The 21,390-nt window shown below is 41.1% G+C and carries 23 protein-coding genes and 1 pseudogene; 13 read left to right on the top strand and 11 right to left on the bottom strand.

What is annotated here, in order from left to right:
* Positions 1 to 85 precede the first annotated feature (85 nt).
* The 3 genes from WOA13_RS01420 to WOA13_RS01430 all read left to right on the top strand — a co-directional run bounded on the left by WOA13_RS01420 (position 86) and on the right by WOA13_RS01430 (position 1,292).
* Positions 86 to 613: a hypothetical protein gene (locus WOA13_RS01420; RefSeq protein WP_342126222.1), complete on the top strand. Its 528-nt coding sequence runs from the start codon at positions 86 to 88 to the stop codon at positions 611 to 613.
* 137 nt (positions 614 to 750) lie between these two features.
* The gene (locus tag WOA13_RS01425) at positions 751 to 960 is read left to right on the top strand and encodes a hypothetical protein (protein ID WP_342126223.1); all 210 of its coding nucleotides are present in this window, start codon (positions 751 to 753) and stop codon (positions 958 to 960) included.
* Positions 961 to 998: 38 nt separating this feature from the next.
* A complete protein-coding gene (locus tag WOA13_RS01430; RefSeq protein ID WP_342126224.1) occupies positions 999 to 1,292 on the top strand; it encodes an ArsR/SmtB family transcription factor in 294 nt (97 codons plus the stop codon).
* A 74-nt stretch (positions 1,293 to 1,366) separates the two neighbouring features.
* Here the strand turns inward: WOA13_RS01430 and WOA13_RS01435 are convergent, their stop codons facing one another.
* The 4 genes and pseudogenes from WOA13_RS01435 to WOA13_RS01450 form a co-directional block, all read right to left on the bottom strand.
* Positions 1,367 to 2,710: a hypothetical protein gene (locus WOA13_RS01435; protein WP_342126225.1), complete on the bottom strand. Its 1,344-nt coding sequence runs from the start codon at positions 2,708 to 2,710 to the stop codon at positions 1,367 to 1,369.
* A 63-nt stretch (positions 2,711 to 2,773) separates the two neighbouring features.
* Complete coding sequence (locus WOA13_RS01440; RefSeq protein ID WP_342126226.1) at positions 2,774 to 3,772, bottom strand: hypothetical protein; 999 nt, start codon at positions 3,770 to 3,772, stop codon at positions 2,774 to 2,776.
* 11 nt (positions 3,773 to 3,783) lie between these two features.
* Positions 3,784 to 4,902 (bottom strand): annotated as a pseudogene (locus tag WOA13_RS01445) (acyltransferase family protein); the annotation flags it as partial.
* A gap of 247 nt (positions 4,903 to 5,149) precedes the next feature.
* Positions 5,150 to 5,761: a hypothetical protein gene (locus WOA13_RS01450; RefSeq protein ID WP_342126227.1), complete on the bottom strand. Its 612-nt coding sequence runs from the start codon at positions 5,759 to 5,761 to the stop codon at positions 5,150 to 5,152.
* A gap of 233 nt (positions 5,762 to 5,994) precedes the next feature.
* On the opposite strand from WOA13_RS01450, the gene WOA13_RS01455 reads away from it, so the two are divergent.
* From WOA13_RS01455 to WOA13_RS01485, 7 genes are all read left to right on the top strand, one after another.
* Entirely contained in the window at positions 5,995 to 6,195 is a 201-nt protein-coding gene (locus WOA13_RS01455; protein ID WP_342126228.1) for a DUF378 domain-containing protein, read from the top strand.
* An 80-nt stretch (positions 6,196 to 6,275) separates the two neighbouring features.
* A complete protein-coding gene (locus WOA13_RS01460; RefSeq protein WP_342126229.1) occupies positions 6,276 to 7,346 on the top strand; it encodes a YbgA family protein in 1,071 nt (356 codons plus the stop codon).
* Positions 7,347 to 7,397: 51 nt separating this feature from the next.
* The gene (locus WOA13_RS01465; protein ID WP_342126230.1) at positions 7,398 to 7,838 is read left to right on the top strand and encodes a pyridoxamine 5'-phosphate oxidase family protein; all 441 of its coding nucleotides are present in this window, start codon (positions 7,398 to 7,400) and stop codon (positions 7,836 to 7,838) included.
* Positions 7,835 to 9,973, top strand: coding sequence for a PEP/pyruvate-binding domain-containing protein (locus WOA13_RS01470; RefSeq protein ID WP_342126231.1), 2,139 nt, complete (start codon positions 7,835 to 7,837; stop codon positions 9,971 to 9,973). Before WOA13_RS01465 ends, WOA13_RS01470 begins: the two co-directional genes overlap by 4 nt.
* Positions 9,974 to 10,194: 221 nt before the next feature.
* Positions 10,195 to 11,109, top strand: coding sequence for a fasciclin domain-containing protein (locus WOA13_RS01475; protein ID WP_342126232.1), 915 nt, complete (start codon positions 10,195 to 10,197; stop codon positions 11,107 to 11,109).
* A gap of 117 nt (positions 11,110 to 11,226) precedes the next feature.
* Positions 11,227 to 11,493 (top strand): DUF3303 domain-containing protein, encoded by a 267-nt coding sequence (locus WOA13_RS01480; RefSeq protein WP_342126233.1) that lies wholly within the window; start codon positions 11,227 to 11,229, stop codon positions 11,491 to 11,493.
* 104 nt (positions 11,494 to 11,597) lie between these two features.
* Positions 11,598 to 11,861: a DUF3303 domain-containing protein gene (locus tag WOA13_RS01485; protein WP_342126234.1), complete on the top strand. Its 264-nt coding sequence runs from the start codon at positions 11,598 to 11,600 to the stop codon at positions 11,859 to 11,861.
* Positions 11,862 to 11,926: 65 nt separating this feature from the next.
* On the opposite strand, the gene WOA13_RS01490 is transcribed toward WOA13_RS01485, so the two are convergent.
* A complete protein-coding gene (locus WOA13_RS01490; RefSeq protein WP_342126235.1) occupies positions 11,927 to 12,400 on the bottom strand; it encodes a hypothetical protein in 474 nt (157 codons plus the stop codon).
* A gap of 254 nt (positions 12,401 to 12,654) precedes the next feature.
* The gene (locus WOA13_RS01495; protein ID WP_342126236.1) at positions 12,655 to 13,044 is read right to left on the bottom strand and encodes a hypothetical protein; all 390 of its coding nucleotides are present in this window, start codon (positions 13,042 to 13,044) and stop codon (positions 12,655 to 12,657) included.
* A gap of 196 nt (positions 13,045 to 13,240) precedes the next feature.
* Here WOA13_RS01495 and WOA13_RS01500 point away from each other — a divergent pair, with 196 nt between their 5' ends.
* On the top strand, positions 13,241 to 13,984 hold the full coding sequence (locus WOA13_RS01500; RefSeq protein WP_342126237.1) for an AzlC family ABC transporter permease: 744 nt from the start codon (positions 13,241 to 13,243) through the stop codon (positions 13,982 to 13,984).
* A complete protein-coding gene (locus tag WOA13_RS01505) occupies positions 13,981 to 14,328 on the top strand; it encodes a branched-chain amino acid transporter permease (RefSeq protein ID WP_342126238.1) in 348 nt (115 codons plus the stop codon). Before WOA13_RS01500 ends, WOA13_RS01505 begins: the two co-directional genes overlap by 4 nt.
* A 155-nt stretch (positions 14,329 to 14,483) precedes the next feature.
* Here the strand turns inward: WOA13_RS01505 and WOA13_RS01510 are convergent, their stop codons facing one another.
* Positions 14,484 to 16,319: a PAS domain S-box protein gene (locus WOA13_RS01510; RefSeq protein ID WP_342126239.1), complete on the bottom strand. Its 1,836-nt coding sequence runs from the start codon at positions 16,317 to 16,319 to the stop codon at positions 14,484 to 14,486.
* Positions 16,320 to 16,588: 269 nt separating this feature from the next.
* On the opposite strand from WOA13_RS01510, the gene nrdD reads away from it, so the two are divergent.
* Positions 16,589 to 16,945: an anaerobic ribonucleoside-triphosphate reductase gene (nrdD, locus tag WOA13_RS01515; protein WP_342126240.1), complete on the top strand. Its 357-nt coding sequence runs from the start codon at positions 16,589 to 16,591 to the stop codon at positions 16,943 to 16,945.
* A gap of 90 nt (positions 16,946 to 17,035) precedes the next feature.
* Here nrdD and WOA13_RS01520 read toward each other — a convergent pair whose 3' ends face one another.
* The 4 genes from WOA13_RS01520 to WOA13_RS01535 form a co-directional block, all read right to left on the bottom strand.
* Positions 17,036 to 17,419: a DUF5830 family protein gene (locus WOA13_RS01520; RefSeq protein ID WP_048205336.1), complete on the bottom strand. Its 384-nt coding sequence runs from the start codon at positions 17,417 to 17,419 to the stop codon at positions 17,036 to 17,038.
* Between the two features lie 78 nt (positions 17,420 to 17,497).
* The gene (locus WOA13_RS01525; RefSeq protein ID WP_342126241.1) at positions 17,498 to 17,779 is read right to left on the bottom strand and encodes a ferredoxin-thioredoxin reductase catalytic domain-containing protein; all 282 of its coding nucleotides are present in this window, start codon (positions 17,777 to 17,779) and stop codon (positions 17,498 to 17,500) included.
* Between the two features lie 77 nt (positions 17,780 to 17,856).
* The gene (locus WOA13_RS01530) at positions 17,857 to 18,795 is read right to left on the bottom strand and encodes a calcium/sodium antiporter (RefSeq protein ID WP_342126242.1); all 939 of its coding nucleotides are present in this window, start codon (positions 18,793 to 18,795) and stop codon (positions 17,857 to 17,859) included.
* 218 nt (positions 18,796 to 19,013) lie between these two features.
* Positions 19,014 to 21,257 carry a S8 family serine peptidase gene (locus WOA13_RS01535; RefSeq protein WP_342126243.1) on the bottom strand — a complete coding sequence of 748 codons (2,244 nt, stop codon included), beginning with the start codon at positions 21,255 to 21,257 and terminating at the stop codon, positions 19,014 to 19,016.
* Between the last annotated feature and the right edge of the window lie 133 nt (positions 21,258 to 21,390).

The raw sequence follows: 21,390 nt of genomic DNA on the forward strand, positions 1-21,390 counted from the left end.
ATACTTACGAGTACATGTGTAACATGTAGGCTACATATACAAACTATGGTTACATAGTTTGAACTGAACAAAGGATGTGAACAATATGAAAACGACAACAAACGCACTTTTGATGGGAGCCATAGTTCTTGCAGGTGCAGGAATGATCGCCCTGACTATGCAAACCGGTATTGTCCAGGCTGCTTACGGTTCAGGTCCCGGGTCCGGATGGGGAGGATGCCCTGCTTATGGTGCATATGCATCAGGATATACGGGTTATAACCAGGCAGCAACAAATTCCGGTTCCTATGAACTGACCGTTGAAGCCATTGAGGATGCACTGGACATAGCCAGAGAGCAGATCGATGCTGATGTGAGAGAGGAGAATATCTACCAGATGGGCAGATGGTGGGTTGTGTATCATGCCAACGATGATGGCGTTGTAATGCGCAGCTACATCGATGCATTCACCGGAGATGTTCTGGACACTCCCGATCAAGCCTATGACTACACAAATACCAGACGTGGTTATGGCATGATGAACGGCGATGGTTACCGCTATAGTATGGGGCATGGGTACAGGATGGGATACGGTCCGGGAATGGGATATGGCGGAATGTACTACTACCGATGAAGACCGATGTGGATTTCCCTGCCATATTTTTTAAATTTCACCCCCACACACGCCTTTGGCAGGGAATATCCATTAATATTCATATAAAGGACAGTAGTAAACATTAATATGAAAACACGAACAAGGTATAAGCAACTATGATGCACTATTACAATACATTCGGCTTACTCGATTTTCTTCTGGAGATCTTCCTTATACTTTTGGTCGTAGGCATAGTCATCTTTTTCATTAACAGATCCGGGTTTGCAGGCTCCCAAAACAATGAGAAGCTTGTCAGGATGGAGAAAGATGTTGCTGAGATCAAGAAGACCGTAGAGGAGATCAAAGAGAAACTGGAAGAAATCTGATATATTAAGATCAACTTTATTCTTCGGTCGGTCTTATTATGGGAAGAACAATGCAGCAGGTAGTATCTATAGGGGAAGCTATTTCCCATCCTCTGAGGCTTAAGCTTCTTTACATGCTTTCAGAAAGGGAATGGTATGTGTATGAGCTTGCCAAAGAGCTTAATGTTTCCCGACAGGTCCTGTATCTTCACTTAAAACGACTTGAAAAGGCCGGGTTTGTAGAAAGCGATCTTCGCCTTGAAGAGGATGATATGAGAGCGAAGAAATTTTTCAGGCTCACGGAATTCGATATCTCGCTGAACATAGATGACCTGAAGGAGTTCTTTGAATGATCTTTTTTGTGATGCTATAAACTTCAGGGGCTGACCCAATCACTATAAACATATGCTTGCTCAGCATTTGATCCCTAGCTCATTACAACGACACGATATTCCTGACCAACAGGGACCTTCATGTTGGTTACAGTATAAGTAACTCCATTTTCTGCTTCAATTTCCGGAATCTCATCACTCTGGACCTGATCCCAGGCCATACCTTCCTCGGACGATTCAAGATATGTATAAATTATCACATCTTCCGCAGTTGCAGAACCAACGTTCGTAACTTCAATATCAAGATCCACATATGTATATGCAGTTGTTATTTTTCCGCTTCCTGTGAATTCTATCTGTAACTGTGGATATCCATAGCCTATCGGAGTTATTATTGCTTCTGTATTTCGATATTCATTAGGTATCACACCAACATCCCATCCGGAATTGGTTGTTTCAAGATAGAAATATTTGACACCATTATATTCATAGTAGCTTCCTGAGAGGCTATCATCTCCCTGCACACCTACTGCCATGTGGTCAGGTAACAGTATCAGTGCGACCCCATATCCCATTTCATGCAGAAGTGATGTCAGGAGGATGGATGAGTCTTCACAGTCCCCACCACCATGATATAGTGTCTCGAACGGGAATCTTGGGTATTCATCGTAGCCTGCGGAAGCACTATCACTGATATAAGGAAGGGACTGGACAAAAGCTGTTGCAATATACGGGATCTCATCTTCTCCATAATCACCTTCAGCAGCTAGAGCTTCCAGCTGTGTGGTTATCTGGGATATCACAACGTCATCGTAAGGATCATTGGCAAACTGATCATAATCCCTGCTTCTGCTTCTTTCTGAATATAATTCGTAGCTCTCTTTGTCGTATTCAGCCTGTAACCAAAAGTCCGTATTGTCATATTCCCATTCATAGGTACGTGTAATGGAATCATCGGTCAGTTTTATTGTGACTTTGGTTTCAGACTCAATAGTTATTGGTTCAGTTTCCAGATATATCTCCGGCTTCAGCTCATAGGTCAGGTCAATGGAAAAACTGCTGTCGTAGATCTTGTCCAGCTTTATAGTGTAAACGTTATTTTCCCCGTCCAGGTCCTTCACATTATATGTCTGTCCTGTGGATATTGTCTTTCTGGAATATTGTACTCCATCTTTGCGGAAGGAAAATTCTACAAAGTTCTCTTTCCGATCGATCTCCAAAACCTTCAGTGAATATCCATTTTCAAGATCAAGTATCGCGGTTTTTTTGAGAGTTGTGTTATATCTCTCAATTTGTTCAGTTGTTGCAATTTCCGGATCTTCAATATCTGGCAATCCATTTTCTTCCGGATATCCTTCATCTTCTTCTGCTATGCAACCCATGCATGAGCAAATGATCACAAAAAGTAGAAAACAGAAGATCGATCCTTTGATGTCCATATTAAATCCAATTAACTGGTGAAATATAATAGCATTGTGGTAGCTGTCTGATCATTAATGATTTTACAACGTAAAAATAACACTCAGTAGACTCTCAATGAACAGGCCACCTACCCAGGATGCCAGAGGGATCAGCAAATATGCTAACACATGTACGATTGTCAGGCTTTCAAAAGGCCATTCCGGTACATCTTCGATGAGTTTCAAGTGCTCGATCAGGTCTGCCATGTGTCCGGGCGAAATATCGGATGAATTGTTATGCAGGAGAGCTTCAGACTCGTGTATCCTTTCACGTGTCCACTTAAGTTCCTCTTCCTTGCTCTCACGGATTCGCTTGTGTATTCCTCTCATCGGCAACCAGAATCCGAGCAATGCGAGTGCTATGGATCCAAGATAAGCCCTGGCGACAACAGGCCATTCTCCGGGATCTAGCAGAAGCAAGCTGAAAATTGATATCATTCCTATGGTTAGAAGGGTGGTCAAAAGACCCTGTTTTACAAAGGGTGATAACGGGGTCATATCCAGCAGATCAATGGATTCTATCTTTGCAGCCAGTCTGGAGGTTCGTGTTGAGGTAACCCAGACAGCACCAAAGAACCAGCCAGCCCATAAACCAATGAAAGGTTCCAGAACACGATGCCAGGCAACTTCTGGGTACCACGTTGCCGGGTCCCAGGGGGATGTAGCTGTCTGGTAGGGTAGTGAAAATGTTATCAATAAGCCCACAAGCCCCCAGACGATCAGATATTTCTTCTCAATATGTACGGTTGCATCTATACCCGGGGTTTCAGTTGTCGTTTTTAGAATATTTTTTAGATCTTTGAAGGTTTTCCTCGTGCCACGTAGAAGATAAAAATAGGCACTGGGGAGATAACCTGCCAGTAAACAATGGACAACAGCTATCCAGAAGTCCTGCAGCAAATAATCATTTTCAAAGATCAGCGTGAAGCGACCCAACAGGTACTCCTGCATCAGGAAGCCTATCAGGAGAATACTGCTGATGGCCAGACCCGGGAGTGCTGGCCTTTGGTAGATCACTTGCTTTATTGGCGGGAGGTTCATTTTGTCACCGCTTATTTCTTTGGTTTCATACCAAAAAGGAATCTTACAACATTTATGCGCCTGATGGCAATTTCATATATCATCAGGATCACTATGAACGATGTGGTGGCGAGTATCATGTATTTTGAATATATGCCCATATCCCAGTCTGCAATGAAGAATCCTACGATCTGGATGATGGTTTGATGAAGTATGTAAATGGCTATGAGTCCTTCGTTGGCGTATTTCAGTGTGCTGTTATTGAAGCTCAGGTATTTCTTTCCATATCCCAGGAAGGCGACCAGCCAGCACCACATATTGAATGAGCGAAGCAGCATAACTCCTGCATACCCATAACTTCCGAAGTAGTATGTCCCGTCAAGTACGGATTGTATGAACCATAAAATTATAGGGAAAGTTGTCAGTGCCAGCACCAAAGCTACTTTTGCGTGCTTCCGAATGGCTTCCTCAAATTTGCTGTTGGAGGCTATGAGGAACCCATAGAACAGGATGATTGGATAGACAAGTATTCCCCAGCCGCCGAAATAATTCGGGTTGCCTGCAAATGATGTTGGGTCAAGGATCGCTGTAAGGATCCCAATTGGTAATGCTATCAGGAATATAGCTCCAGGCTTTTCAAAAATAGAAGCTGTGCGTGAAATGATCGACCTTCCTGAATCGGTTACAAGATAAGCAAAAATCGGTAGCATAACCAAAGAGAATACGAATAGGTAGTAAAGATACCAAAGATGACCCATGGGAAAGTCGAAATTTGAGAATATATCAACAAAAGTGTATGTCAGATACTCGGGATAGAACTCCAGGAATGTAAGTCCTGTTTCTCCACCGCTCAATATTCTCAGGTAATGCTGGGGTGGGAGTATGACAAATATACCAATTAAAAGGTAGGGGACCATGATACGCATAAATCTTGACTTTATGAACTGTCCTTTTGTCCTGAAGCTTAGCACAAAATAGATACTCATACCCGATATCAGGAAGAACAGGGGCATCAGCCACTGGACGATGAACAAAATAAGTATCATGATATTTTCGCTCAGGACGTTGTTCTTTACATCCCAGTCCATCGGATCAAAAAATCTCATCGAATGAAAAAGTATGACTGCAACGATGGCCATTACTCTCAGCCAGTCGAGATCGTATCGTCTCTCAGGTTTACTGCTATTCGTACTTTTCGTACTATTACCCCCTTAAAGAATTATGAAACCATTGTATAAACAGTTTATTTCTCAGGGTCCATTTCGATGATCCAATTTCCAGATACATTACTTCATGGAATGATCGGATAGATGCTGGTAAGAATACAAAATAGAAAAAGAAATGAAAAGAAATGTGTGGAATATCTTTGTATTCCAATTTCATCTGACAAAAAAGTCATTAAAAACTATCGAAAATGATGTCCTCTTCTTCGAGGAAACCATAATTGGTGAAAGTATCAGTTGTTGTGATGTTCACCTTTGCATAAGGCTGTCCTTCTTCGCTTTCCTCAATAGTGTTCTCTATGTTCTCCCATTTTTGTCCTGCTTCAATGACTATCTCTTCATCATTGTAGGAAATAACTACGGTTCCTTCTTCGGAAATAGAAACAACCTCATAGCTGTTCACTTTATGAGGTAACGAATATGCAGCATAGGTCATTGTGCCTGCTCCCATCCCTATGACTCCGGAAAGGGAAGAACCATCTCCTGCAATCATCACAAGTGAACCGTTCACTTCAAATGGTTCCCTTGGTGCTGTTATATGAAGAGCTTGATCCTCCTCATCGAAGTAGTAGGTAGGGAAATCAATTGCAAGCATCGGCCATGTATCTCCTTCTATGAATTCACCATGGCTGTTGATATGATGGTCCAGGAAAAGGATATTTTCAGACCCGGACGTTTCTTCCTCAGTGACATCATCATCAGAGATGCATCCTGTGGTAAAGACCAGTCCGGCCATTACAAAGCAAAGCAGCATTATGCTTAGTATGTTTGATCTTTTGTCTGTCATTTTGTTTCACCTTAAAGAACAGAGATCACCAAAATTATATAATCCTGTCTTTAGCTACAGTTCATTTTGAAGTCATTAGCTATTGTTTTTGAGCTTCATTAACTCAAGCTATGAATTTTATTAAGGGGGAAAACTAAGAAAAATTGTATTTGGGAAAAAATATTATATTCCATAAGCAATATATAGTAGATGTTATATAGTAACTTTTGTAAATTTACTGGAGGGTATATTTTTTGGTAGAGAAAACAGCATTAGACTGGATAGCGATAGCTCTGGTAGTTATCGGTGGTTTGAACTGGGGATTAGTTGGAATTTCACAGGATTACAATCTTGTGGCCTTGATCTTCGGTTATAGCATAATTGCAAGGGTCGTGTATCTGCTTGTCGGACTTTCGGCGCTCTACATGATCTACTTTGCAAACAAACAACATTAAGGCAGCGATCTGCTGCCCTTCTTTTTAAATATGATACATTACTTATCTTTTATTATAGTTAATTTGATCTGGGGGTTAACATGTCTAACTATGATATTCCTGTGTATCCTTATACACGGCCTCGTGTTGTCGCAAGCAAGTGCCTTGAGTTCGAAAATGTACGGTATAACGGTAGCCTTGTCCGTTGCCCTACTGTTCGTGCCCTGATACCTTTTGTGGATTTCATCACAGTTTGCCCGGAAGTGGAGATAGGACTTGGGATCCCACGAGAGACTATAAGGATCGTGCGTATAAATGGTAAAAAAAGGTTAATTCAACCAAAAACGAATCAAGACCTGACAGATGATATGGATAATTTCACTGATCAGTTCCTGAAAGATCTCCCGCCGGTTGATGGTTTTATTTTTAAATCCGGATCTCCTACCATAGGAGTAAGAAATATCAAGATCTATTCCGAGAAGGATAAAGGGTTTGTAATTGACCGTGGAGCCGGTTTTTTTGCAGATAAGATCGTTAAGCGATATGCTGAATATCCTCTTGAAGAGGATGATCGGCTCAGGAATAATATCATAAGGCATCATTTCCTGACAAAACTTTTCACTTTTGCAGATCTCAGATCAGTAAAAGAATCCGGTTCAATTGAAAAACTTAAATTATTCCACAAGTACAATCGCTTTCTTTTCCGATTATACAACTGCGATATGTGCATAAAACTGGATGAGCTTATTGATAACAGCAAATCATCAGGAGTTGATAAGATCCTGTCGGAATATGAGGGCATAATTGTAAATATGTTCCATAGGTCACCGGGTTCGAAAGATTTCATAAGGCTCTCAAATGAGATCATATCAAAATTAAATTCTTCATCTTACCTTTCTAAAGTTTCTTCTTTGAATAATGGTGAAAAGGAATATCTTAACTGTGTACTTAAAAAATATGAAGATAACCGCCTGACATGTGATTCATTACTTGAGATCCTCAGGCTGTATGTTATGCGCTTTAGTGATTCAAAGGAGGAATTTTCCAGGCTGTTCTTCCCATATCCGGAAGAACTGAAAAATGAAGTGGAACCTGAAAGGGACAGGGATTTCTGGGCAAATTTCCCGATACCGGATAATTCAGATCAGGATCAGGCCGCTAAAAATCAATAACGATGGGTAAGACCAACGAACATCGGGATTTTACATTGGAGGAGGGTTAAGTTGACTGTAAAAGCACCGGAAGATATTTTGGAGGATATCCTAAAGGAACAATACCTTGGAGTCCTTGCTACCGAAAGAGATGGAAGGCCTTATACGAACCTTATAGCTTTTGCTGCAACTGAAGACATGAAGAGAATACTCTTTGTAACTCCAAGGTTCACCAGAAAATATTCCAATATACAAACTTCACACTATGCCTCAATTATGATGGACAACAGGTCAAATACGGTCCTGGATTTTAAGGATGCAACTGTTGTTAATGCAATGGGTATGGTAAAAGAAGTGGATAAGGTCCCTGAATATTCTCAACTTTACCTTTCAAAACAGCCTCATTTAAAGGATTTCCTTCAGGCTCCCACATCTGCCTTGATGATGATGGATGTTGAAAAATATATTATTGCCACCAGTTTCCAGAATGTTGTGGAGATGGAAATGAAATGACCTCTCTGGTTATTCCAATGGAACGCATTAATCCGGATGTGAAAGGAATTGTTGGTGGGAAAGCTTTCTCTTTGTCACAACTTCATTCCAGAGGTTTCAGGGTTCCGAACTATTTCTGCATAACTACTGATGCATACAGGAAGTTCTTAAAGGAAAGTGGTCTCGAAGGTCGTATCTCACTTGAAATTGCCAGAAAGGATTTTGGGAATATGAGGTGGGAAGAAATGTGGGATACCTCTCTTCGTCTTAAGAACATGTTCTTAAATGCATCTATTCCTGAGGAGCTCGAAAATGCCATCCGTTCGGAAATTGGAGCGGACTACGAGCAAGTTCCGGTTGTAGTACGTTCTTCAGCTCCGGGTGAGGATTCCTCAACAACTTCTTTTGCAGGCATTCATGAGTCCTATGTTAATGTGAAAGGATCGGATTCCATACTTGAACACGTAAAATTAGTATGGGCATCTCTCTGGTCGGATGCTGCCATTCTTTACAGGGAAGAACTGGGTCTTGATCTTGAAGACAGCTCCATGGCAGTCATCGTGCAGGAACTGGTGGAAGGCGAACGATCAGGTATAGTTTTTAGCAGGGACCCGAACAATGAGAGTCATCTGGTGATAGAGGCAGTTTTTGGTCTGAACGAAGGGCTGGTAAATGGCGATATTGAACCTGACAGATGGGTCATTGACAGAAAGACCGGTTCGACCATAAGTCATGATGTCCCATCAGGAAGGGAACGGACCGTGAAGACTGATGAAACCGGTACATCGATTGAAAATGTTTCAGCTGATCTCAGGAATGAATCTCCACTGGATGAAGATGATGTCAAAAGAATATATGAGATGGCTATGGCTTCTGAGGAATATTTTGGTCATCCGCAGGATATGGAGTGGACCATTCATAGTGAGGAACTATTTCTGCTCCAGTCAAGGCCAATTACAACGCTTAATGATAAGGAAAAGAACTGGTACATTTCTTTGAGAAGGACCTTTGATAACCTTAAGAGACTGCGTGCCAGAATAGAAGATGTACTTATTCCTGAAATGATCTCGGTTTCAAGGTCAATGTCTGAGGTCGATCCAGCGAGTCTTAATGATGCTGATCTTGCGGAATTGATCATTTCCAGAAGGTCCATGTTCCGGAAGTGGGATGCTACATACACCAGAGATTTCATCCCCTTTGCACATGGTATGAGGCTCTTCGGGGATGTTTATAATGAAAAGATGAAACCTTCTGACCCTTATGAGTTCATGGATCTGCTGACAAATTCTGACCTTTTGAGCATTCAGCGAAACATGAAGCTAAATTTACTTGCTGAAATGGTTCGAAAAGATAATTCACTGAGAAAAGTAATCGAGTCTGGTAGAGCTGTGGGAGATTTTTCCGATGTCTTCGACAATTTCATGGAAGATTTTGGCAGGTCGTCTTATGTAAAGGATCGGAATCAGATGTTGAAGCTAATATTGGAATTATCCTTACATCCGAAAATTGAAAGAGAAAGTGTAAAGGATCCTCAATCACTTAAAGAGAACTTCTTTTCCAGATTTGATAAGGAAGGAAGAGCTTATGCTTCTGAGTTGCTTGACATTGGTCGTGCAAGTTACAAACTTCGTGATGATGACAATATACACCTGGGAAGAATTGAAGGATATTACCTTGATTCCATCAAAGAGGGAAAACGAAGGCTTTCAAAAAGAGGGATTGGTCCGGATATCAGTGACGATGATGTAATAGAAGCCTTAAGAAATAAGGATTTCATCCCGAAAATAGAGGAGAGTTCTCGGGAACAGCCCCCTTCAGAAGATACAACGATAAGGCAGATCCAGGGGCAACCGGCCAGCAAGGGGCTCGTTAGCGGGGTTGCCAGGGTGATCAAAGAAAAGGATGACCTCTTCAGTGTAAGGTCCGGTGAAATTCTGGTATGTGATGCCATTGATCCGAACATGACCTTTGTGATCCCGCTTGTTTCCGGAATTGTTGAACGCAGGGGTGGTATGCTGATACATGGAGCTATAATAGCACGTGAGTACGGTATCCCATGTGTAACAGGTATTCCTAATGCTATAGATATGATTGATACCGGGGATGAGGTCACAGTTGATGGTTATCTGGGTATTGTGGTTATAGATCGAAAGTGAAGTGATCTTCATTCAGAAGACCAAATTTATGATAATCACCAAATAGGCTCATAAATCTAACCTTATTAAGATAATATTTGTTTGATAATTTCTCTTGATCTCGATTATATTAATATTAGGTTTTTTAATAAAGTCGAGTTATAAAAATCTTTAATAATGTATATATACTAGTAAACGAATATTTACTTATCTAATATCTTTAGTGATAAAGGGGGTTAAAGATGAAAATAATATACGCATTGTTAGCTTTGCTTATATCCGTAGTGGTAATGACTTCCGGTTGTACTACCAGTGAACCTGAAGTGGAAGAAATGGACATTGTGGACACAGCAGTGAACGCTGGTTCATTCAATACTCTGGTTCAGGCGGTTCAGGCTGCCGGTCTTGAGGATACTCTGAGGGGCGAAGGTCCTTTCACAGTGTTCGCACCAACAGATGAGGCATTTGCAGCCTTGCCTGAGGGAACCCTTGATGCATTACTTGCAGACGAGGAGGCCCTTGCAGCTGTTCTGACATACCATGTAGTTGCAGGTGAGGTCATGGCAGCAGATGTTGCAGGTCTGGAATCTGCAGAGACCGTTCAGGGTGAATCAGTTACTTTCGACACCACGGATGGTGTAATGGTAAATGATGCAAATGTTGTACAGGCAGATATCATGGCAAGCAACGGTGTTATCCATGTTATCGACAAGGTCATTCTTCCACCTTCAATGATGGAGGAAGAGGCAGAGGAAGAAATGGACATTGTAGATACTGCAATTGAAGCAGGTTCATTTACAACTCTCGTTCAGGCTGTCCAGGCTGCCGGCCTTGAGGAGACACTGAGAAGTGAAGGTCCTTTCACAGTGTTCGCACCAACCGATGATGCATTTGCCGCTCTTCCTGAGGGAACTCTTGAGGAATTACTCGCAGATCAGGAGGCTCTTGCAGGAGTACTGACCTACCACGTAGTTGCAGGTGAATACATGGCAGCAGATGTTGTAACAATGGATTCAGCTGTAACTGTCCAGGGCAGTGAAGTAACCATTACTGTTACAGACGACGGTGTAATGGTCAATGATGCAAATGTGGTCATTACTGACATTGAAACAAGTAACGGTGTCATACACGTAATTGATGCAGTTCTTGTCCCATGAGATCCACAAGGATCTCTTTTTTTTGTCAATCTCGACTGTATCTAAAATTGTATTAAAAATCAAAATATTATAATTTAATCAAAATACATAATACATAATATAATTTGGGGAGATAAAATGTTATACATGGAAATTAGTTCCTGGGAACCAGAGAATCGTGATAAGATCCTTGAGCACTTCAAAGAGCTAAAAGTGCCTGCAGGTATAAATATCGTTAATCAGTGGGTCGATCTTACAGGTGGCAGATACTTCATCCTGTACGAATGTGATGATGCCGAAGCTTTTGCAGCATTCAACCTTCCATGGTCCGATGTTTGCTACATCGACTGTGTCCCTGTAATGAAATCAACTGATTTCATATCAGTAATGAGCAGGAAATCCTGATTGCTGAGATTATATTAACAGGGGAATTTCAAACCCTGTTTATAAAGTAAATGTCTGTAAAGCAAACTAAAGTAACTTAAATAAACAAAATTTGGGGAAAGAATATGTTATATATGGAAATTAGTTCATGGGAACCACAGAACAGGGACAAGATACTTGAACACTTCAAAGAGATAAAGGTGCCTGCAGGAATTAAGATCGTAAACCAGTGGGTCGATCTTACAGGTGGCAGATACTTCATCCTGTACGAATGTGATGATGCGGAAGCTTATGCAGCATTCAACCTTCCATGGTCCGATGTTTGCTACATTGACAGTGTTCCTGTAATGGAATCAACTCAGTTCATGTCACTCATGAGCAAAAGATAAATCGATACCAGGTATCTAAATGTAAAATTCGATTTGAATTAAAACTAACTAAATCCTCTGACTTTTCAGAGGATTATCCTTATTTCTTTTTTGTCCTGTCCTAGGAAAAGATCAACGGTTCCGTTTGGGAATGGTTTTGTCGGATATTTGTAAACGAAATCGCCATTTTTGTCTGAAGCAATGGTCTGGGATGCCTTTATTTTCAATATGACTTCTTCAGCATTTTCATTGGCATCGCCGTTTATGGTAATGTTATAGTTGCCAGTGGGTACATCTTTATCAACATATGTTGCAATCCCACTATTTGCTTCCCTGTACTGCTTGAAGGGTATCAGCATTTTGACTGTGAATGTCATATTTTTGACATTATGGGCTTCGACATGGAATTCATTCGGTATTGAATTTATTGCAACATCATTGAACCGGTGTTCATATTTTTGATCTTCGACAGTAACAGGAATCTTGAAATTTACATCCATTTTGATACTTCTTTCAGGTTTTGTCTTGCCTGATATGATCAGATCTTCTCCTTTCTTCAATTGGAGAGCAGATACTTCCCATTCAATTTCATCATCTTCAGATACTGAAGTTACGGGTCTGTAGAATAAGGAATTTATTTCCTTGATAATTCTAAGGAATAAATTGTAGTTCTCTTTGATCGTGATAATTCCCCCAAAAGTTCAAAGACGTTCAACCTTAGTTTTCAGGAAGAACGTCAGCAAAAGTTTTTCCGCTGGCAAATATAAAACGTCAGCAGACCTCACTTTTAATCCTTGCTTTCATTTTGTTTGTTTTACTCGATATATCCAAAGGATACAAGGTAGACAAATATTCCTAATGCCAGTGTCAAAGCCCAGAGACCGGTTGCAATATCCATATGCACTTTCTTTTTGAATCTCCATCTGTTGGTCACGAAGAGTATTATGAATATGATCACGATGGATCCAAGAAGCCTGTGCAGCATAAGGACGAAGCCATAGGATGCCAGCTGAAATCCCAGGCCTATTGAATAGAACATGAACAGAATGGTCGGTATGATGGTGAAGACTGCAAGCGCCGCTCCTCTGGCATGCTTCTCCATGCTCTCTGTCTTTAGCTTGATAGCATACAAAAGCATAAGGAATGCCACTACTTGCAAGAAGAGTGAAAGGTTAGACAATGTTCTAATTACATCTGTTTCCACAAAATTCCCCCATTGAATTATATAAATAGATTGGATTGATTACTATTTAAATTTATTGAGAACCATTCTTTTTGATGAAGACACTGATCACATTTAACAAAGCATAAATACAAGTAATTCTTTTCTTGCACTTTGTTTTCCACTTTGGAAACTAAATGAAAAACGATCTACTAAATTTAGAAGGTGCATCAGTATCATGAGCCAACAGAGTGAAAGCCTCTTCACAAGTGCCCTCAGGACAACCCTCCCGGTATTCCTGGGCTACATCCCCCTGGGAATGGCTTTCGGCTTCCTCCTTGAAGGAGCCGGTTATCACTGGATATATGCACCGCTAATGAGCATCTTCATATATGCCGGAGCAGGCCAGTTCATCGCAGTAGCACTTCTGGCAGCCGGTGCAGGGCTCACAGAGTTTGCCATCACAACTCTTCTTATTAATTTGAGGCATTCATTCTACGGTCTGTCCCTCCTGGAAAAGTTCTCAGGTGTCGGCAAGGTCAAAGCTTACCTCATCTTTGCACTTACAGATGAGACCTATGCTCTTCTCACAACCACGCGAGCCCCGGATGAGGAATCAAAAGGAAAGTTCTATTTCTACATAGCTGTGCTCGACCACTCCTATTGGATACTGGGCTCGGTCCTGGGAGCGGTGTTGGGTTCAGTACTGGACCTCCGGCTTGAGGGAATGACATTCGTACTCACGGCCCTGTTCGTGGTGCTGACAATTGAGCAATACCATGCTGCAAGGTCACGTTTCCCATTCATGGCAGCCATGGGTGCAGGGGTGATATCACTCTTGATCTTCAGCCCGGACAACATGCTGTTGTTCTCTATTTTCATAGGTACCCTCATCCTAATGGCATATGAGAAGTTTGTCCGGGATGACCTTGAGGTGAACACGCTTCCTGAACAGACCCACGATAAGGGGGATCTTCAATGACCGATGATCCGGTACACCTGCTTATCATAACAGCCGTAGTTGCGCTTGCTACCTTCGCTACAAGGGCTGTGCCTTTTGTATTCTTTAACAACAGGGCTCCGCCTGAGATGCTCTCAACCATTGAGAAAAATCTTCCTCCTATGATTCTCTTGCTTCTGGTTATCTATTGCCTGAAGGACGTTCAGTGGCTTTCAGTGCCATACGGTGTCCCGGAGATGTTCACCATAGCAGCGGTCACAGGACTGCACCTGTGGAAGAGAAATGCAATGCTCAGCATTTTTACAGGGACAGGGATGTACATGTTACTGGTCCAGCTGGATGTTTTCAGAATGATTTTCGGCTAATATGCCAGTTAATTCAAGTTAGAACAAAACCCGTTTCTGTGAAGTTTTGTTTCATTCATTCCCGATGATCTAACTGGATGTGCTGGATATATTGGGTATAAGATGGGTATACAAAATAATAGTTGAAGTTATCATCACATAATAAACCAGTCAAATTAAACTTGAATTTCCTGATCGAATGGTAAAGTAAAACTAAATATTGTCCCTTTTCCAAGTTCACTTTTTACCCAGACCTTACCACCATGCATTTTCACAAATTTTTTGGTAAGGGCAAGTCCTAATCCAGTTCCCTGTTGTTCTTTTGTTTCTGGAGTATTAACTTGTTGGAAAGGTTGGAATATTCTTTTCATGTTTTCTTCAGACATTCCAATACCATTATCGATAACATTAAACTGTACCATGTTGTTCGTGGGGTGTGTTTCGATGGTAATCGAGCCTTTTTCAGGTGTAAACTTTAGAGCGTTGCTCATTAAATTGTAGAGTATCTGTTTAAATTTCTTCTTATCCGCCTTTATAGTGGCTATATCTGAGTTTACATTTGTTAGTAAATCAAGGTTTTTACTTGATGTTAAGGGCATCAGTGCAGTTTTTACATCATCAATAACATCAGGTATAAAAAATTCTTCAATATTGAGTTCCATCTTATGGGCTTCAGCCTTAGAAAGATCCAATGTATCGTTTATGAGCGACAAGAGATGGTGGCCACTTTCTAAAATGGTTTGTACATAACTTGCTTGTTTCTGATTGAGTGTTCCAATTTCCTGCATGTCAAGCAAATCCGAGTAACCAATGATAATAGTTAGAGGTGTACGCATTTCATGACTCATTGTGGATAAAAGCTCACTTTTAGCACGGCTGGAAGCTTCAGCTTTTGCTTTTTCTATAACTAGTTTCTCTTTTATTTTACGTTCAGTTATGTCTACAAATGAAGCCATTAAACAAATTGGATTGCCAATATCATCTATTATAAAATGAGAAGATATAGCTACACTAAATTCTATCCCATCTTTTTTCCTGGCAATTGCTTCTCCTTTCCAGCTTCCTGTGGAAACCAATGAGTTTTGTATTTCCAGAGGGTCAATTTCATAATTCCAGAGCTTGTTACCATTTAGTCCAATAATCTCATTTTTGTTGTCATAACCCCATAATTCAAGGAACGAAGGATTAGCAAAGAGAATCTTCCCTTTAAGATCAGCAAAAACGATAGCATTGAGTGAGGAATCAATAGCTTTTTCTTTTATGATAACCTCTTTTTCTATTTTCTTACGTTCAGTAATATCCTGTACTGTGCCAACCATTCGGATAGGCTGTCCGGTTTCGTTAAAAGTAATCTCGCCTTGCTCATGCACAATGCGTTCAGAGCCATCGGGTAAAAGAATACGATGATCAATATTGTACGGATCATTTTCATAAACTGCCTTATCTACAGCGTCCTGAACAAATATTCTGTCATCCGGGTGGACAGAATTTAGAAATGCATCATACGTAGCTCCGAATTCGTTAGGTGCCAGTCCAAATATGCGATAGATCTCATCTGACCAGTACAGCTCATTGGTGACGATATCCCAATCCCAATTTCCAAGATGAGCAATACGCTGTGCATTGGCTAAACTTATCTCACTCTTGCGAAGAGCTTTTTCCATTTCCTTGCGCTCGGTCACATTTCTGGCAACGGTCAGAATAGCAGGAGTTCCTTTGTAGTCGATCGGGCGGACATTAAGTTCAACTTTTGCCAAAGAACCATCTTTGCATTTGCTTACAGTTTCGAAAATTCCTCCACCCTGCTTAAGTTTCTCTACAACTTGTTTGCCAGTGGCTTCCCTGAATTCCGGCGGCGTTATATCCATTACACTCATTTGTAGCAATTCATCCTTTTGATATCCAAGATCATCACACATGATCCTGTTCACTTCCAAAAAACGTCCTTCAGGTGTATGGATAAAGATTCCATCATTTACGGAATTAAATATCATTTCAAAATAATGTTCCAAGATTTATCTCCCCCGCAGAAGAATAAGGTTACCCACGAAATATATCGACTTCGGCACATATAGAGTTGATGGCTATCATTAACAATTAGATGACAAAACATAATTACAATCTACATTTTATTATTAGGTGAGGATCTGATTACAACACCGATCAATAATTATCATGTTTGTTACCAGCCCTGTCCTATTGTATTCAAGGCTGGGTTGAAAAATCGTTATTAAGCTACACATCCAATTTAAGAATACATATAAAACAGGAGATATAGAACATGTCAGAGAGACAAGAAATGTCAACAGAGGAACTGTTTGCACTTCCAAAGGATAAATTTGTTGAAAGATGCAAAGATTGGTGCAATGAGTTCAATAACGGACAGCCTATCAAAACTGATGAAAATAATCCATGTCCGGTTCATGTATGGGTAGCAATTAACGGGGTAAAATGTGCTCATGATACCGTTGCAAATGTTGCACAGTGTCCGGTATGTGACCAGCCAGTGTGCCCGGATTGCATGAACCACAGTGTCCACCAGCTTTCAAGGGTAACAGGATATATCTCCAATGTCAGCGGATGGAACGCTGGGAAAAAACAGGAACTTAAAGACCGGGTCAGGTCTGATCTGAAGTGATGTGACCTATACGAAACAGGTCTATCACAACTATCTTTTTTTGCTTTTTATTTTTATTAACTTAATTTTTATGAACTTAATAACTGCAATTTACTCTTCTCCGAACAAATAGTCCAGATAAAGCTTACGAACACAGGTAGAGCCATACGGGCCAAGCATTCCTGATCTTAATTCGATGTAGTGGCTTTCTTTCATGCTCCGCCCACAACACCTGCAGTTGTTGATCTCTTCTGTGTGTATGATCCTGGGTTTATAGAATTCCAGATCGTGTGCCTCGTAGGTGAAGTGACACATGCCATCTTTGTCAGTTATGAGGCCTTCCTTTCTGGCGGCTGACATTATCTGGTCAATGACATCAAAGCGTTTTGTTACGGTTTTACGCAGGAGTTCCCTTACCTCAAGCGGGGATAGCTCAGGTGCATCCATTGCTATGATGTAGTCCAGTCCCTTCCGGATGGTCTTTGGATGTTTCATGTTCTTCCTGTATTCTCATGAGCTTTAGGGCTGCATGAACATTATTGGCTGAGTTCCGGTTTCCAGTTTAAAGTTGTCTTAATTCACTTTAAAGAACAGTTGACAATGGCACCTGCCATCATTTTCGATCTCATCTTCGATGTAGATACATGGACAGATTATCTTTTTATCCTCTTCGAGATCGCCTGAAACGAACCGGCATGGACAATACCTTTTACCATATTCCTCGATGTTCTCTGCAACACCATCGATCACATCGCTGACCGTTTCCTCATCAGGGTTAAGTATGTATCCTTTCCTTTCAGCATACCTGACAGCCAGTCCATATAGTTTTTCTTTTAGTTTTTCACGATCGTTCATATTCATCACCGGAATAATTTAACATTAGTCCTGATCTTGTTAATAAATATCTATTACACTATTTATCTTCAATAGAATTAAATATTGTAGATCTTTACACCAATATAGATCACATAAAGCAATATCAAAACAAACGCCTCGTTCTTCTTCAACTGCATGTGTCTCCTGAAGAACAACACGACCAGAAGTGAGACCAAGAACAGGGCAGGGATGTCAAATCTTATCAGATCTTCACTAACAGTAAAGGCACTTATCAAGCTGCCAACTCCCAGGGTGAACAGTATATCGAATATGTTGCTTCCGATGAGGTTGAATACGGACAGGTTGATAGCCCTTTTCCTGATACTGCTCCAGGAGAGTGCAAGCTCGGGCAATGAAGTTCCAAGTCCGATAAGTACGATACCGATGAAGGATTGTGAGATCCCCCACATGTCTGCCAGGTAGAGTGCATTGTTCAGGACTGCATATGATGATACTATGAGGACCGCAAATCCGGCAGCAATAGTAAGAATGGTCTGTAGAAGATGTAACGGCGGAGCACTCCTGAACTTCTGGTGAACCTCTTCTTCCCTGTATAGCAGGAAGAAATAGACCGCATAGGCTCCAATAAAGATCAGCCCGTCTGTACGACTGAGTGTGCCATCCATGCCGGTGAGAAACAGGAGAGCAACGGAAACGAGCATCATTACCCCATCCCTGGAAAGTTCACGTTTTGTCAATGTTAGTACTCCGAACATGCCCACAATGCCCATTGTGATGCCTATTTGCCCAAAGCAGGAGCCTATGGAATCACCAATGATAAGTCCGGATGTCTCGGTTCCCATTGATCGCTGGATGGAACCGGTAACGCTAATGACAAGCTCCGGCAGGTTGGTTCCAAGGGTGAGCAGTGTAAGACCGATGAATGCATGTGAGATCTTGTAGTGCTCTGCGATCTTCAGGGCTGCCTTGATGATAAGATCAGCTCCAAGCATCAGGCCTGCAAGTCCGATCAGTAGGATTAGGAGTTCGTACATTCTGGTGAGTTTCCTGGGATGTGCTCAAATGTGATGCAGTTCGGTCTGTAATTAGTGATTTCTCTATATTGTTATTGTAATTCAATGCATAAAAGCTTCCTTGCGTGAATATTAAAGAAGTTTTGATCACTCATTTTCGGATTTTACTATACCGAATTAGGTTATTAGAAAAGTAAAAAAGAAGATGATGGTCTCAGATTGAGACCGGAATATTTGCTTTAGTTCGGTTCATCATATGTTATTTGTTCTGATAAAACTGAACCCGAAATGTTCCATTCATAATCTGAGTGTTCAACATTGTTCACATCAAAAATGAATTTTAGTGGCTTGTTCTTATATTTCACTTCATCTGAAGTCAGCGTAACGTTTCCAGAAGCATCGGTATTACCAGTATCCGGGTAAGTGTCGCTACTCCATTGTCCTGACACAGTGGCATATTGAACAGGCGAACCACTCTCATCTACGATGGTCACAACTGCATTAGCAGACACAAATCTGTTTTTGCCTGCAAATCTTATGGAATCACTAACTTCAATGTTTGTAATAATCATTTGATCTGTTGGTGTATTTGTATCGTCGATTGTGATATATGCAGTAGCTGTGTCGTTTGCACCATAATCATCTGTTACTGTAAGTTTTACAGTATAATCTCCAGCCAAATCATAGGTGTTAGTTGGACTAATTTCACTGCTTGAGCTTCCATCTCCAAAGTCCCATTCATATGAAAAGATATTATCATCAGGATCGCTTGATAGAGATCCATTGAACTGTATTGGAGTTCCTGTAACTCCATTGGATGGAGCAGTTATTGAAGCAGTTGGTGCTTCGTTTTGAATAGGTTCTGTTATGGTTACTGAAGTTATACTTGTAGCATATGCGCCATTATCGTCTGTTACTGTGAGTGATAGTGGATAATTTCCAGCTACACTATACACACGTGTTGCATTGCTATCCGTTTCAGAAGATTCGGTATCACCTTGGCCAAAGTCCCATTCATACAAAACGATTGTTCCATCTGGATCGTATGAACCGGATCCATCAAATATTATCTCTTCACCTACGACACCAGTATATAGACCACCAGCATTAGCAACAGGTAGTTGGTTTTCTGTTTCCTGTGGCACATAGTTCAATGCAGCATAAGCATCTACAAGTCCCCATCCATATTCATTATCCAGTCCCGGAGCTCCCAGATCTTTTGCCGTTGATTCAATTGCTTCCCTCACTTCATCAGGTGTGAGGATTTTTCCATTGGCTTCTGCATTTGATATCACCAAGGCTGCAACACCTGCAACATGTGGAGTTGCCATTGAAGTACCTTGATAGAAGTAGTAACCGAAATCAGTAGGGTTACCTTCACTGAAAGTTTGTTGGAGTACACCGTCACTATAACGATCTCTATTCTGGTTCACTGTTAGATCTCCGCCAGGAGCAGCGATGTCCAGATAAGGTCCAGTGTTTGAGTAATAGGAACGGGTTTCATCATATCTGGTGGCACCAACAGCAATACAGTATTCATCGTAGGCTGCAGGATATGAGGGAAGATTACCACGTTCATATTCATTACCTGCTGCACAGATGATAGTAACCCCGTTATTGTAGGCATATTCAAGTGCATTTTTCAGAGTTGTGCTGCTAGAAGAACCTCCAAGACTCATGCTTATAACTTGTGCACCATTATTAGTTGCCCAATAAATCCCGTTGGCAATCTGAGTGTAACTTCCGCTACCTCCACTATCGAGGACCTTTACGGGCATTATTGAGCAGCCATAGGCAACCCCGGCAGTTCCTAAGTTATTGTTTGTACTCTGGGCAATCGTTCCAGTCACATGTGTTCCATGACCTTCATCATCGTTTGGATGTGTATCACCGTTGATAATGTCATAGCCATCTACAAAATTAGTGTTTGCAAGGTCTGGAGCAACTTTGAAATTAAGGTAATCTTCATATGCGATACCTGTGTCCAGTACAGCTACAACAACCCCTGATCCGGTTGAGGTATCCCATGCATCTTCAATGTTGATTCCACCATATGCGGAGTTGTCGAGATGCCATTGATATTTGTAATATTTGTCGTTTGGTACCATGCATGTGGTCGCAATACAATTTAACTCTGCATACTCCACATTCGGATTCTTACTGTAGAGATTTGCCATCTTCTGAGCATTACTATTCTCAGGGATCTTCAGAACCTTGAAGCCGGCATATTGGCTTGTATATTTTACTTTAGCCCCGTTCCTGGCATTTATGTTAGCGATCTTTTCTTCTGAAACACCAGGACTGAACTTGACGATGATCTCGTCAGGTACGTATTGTTCATTATCCGGCATTTCTACGGTCAGTTCATCATAGATATCATATTGAGTATCGACCGGTTGTGCGAATGCAGAAACGGGGATCACCATCCCTGTGACCAGCAACAGAATGGTCAATATAATAAGTTTACAATTTTGTAAGTCCATTGTACTACCCCTTATATTCATATCACAAATTATTCCTGAATATTAATTATTAGGTTTATAATATAAAATAAGTTTTGGCCAATTTCTAAAAATAATTGCAATCTCCTAATCATAATGATGTGAACAGCTCTGC

It is taken from the genome of Methanococcoides sp. LMO-2 (assembly GCF_038432375.1).
In the GTDB taxonomy this organism is placed as follows: domain Archaea; phylum Halobacteriota; class Methanosarcinia; order Methanosarcinales; family Methanosarcinaceae; genus Methanococcoides; species Methanococcoides cohabitans.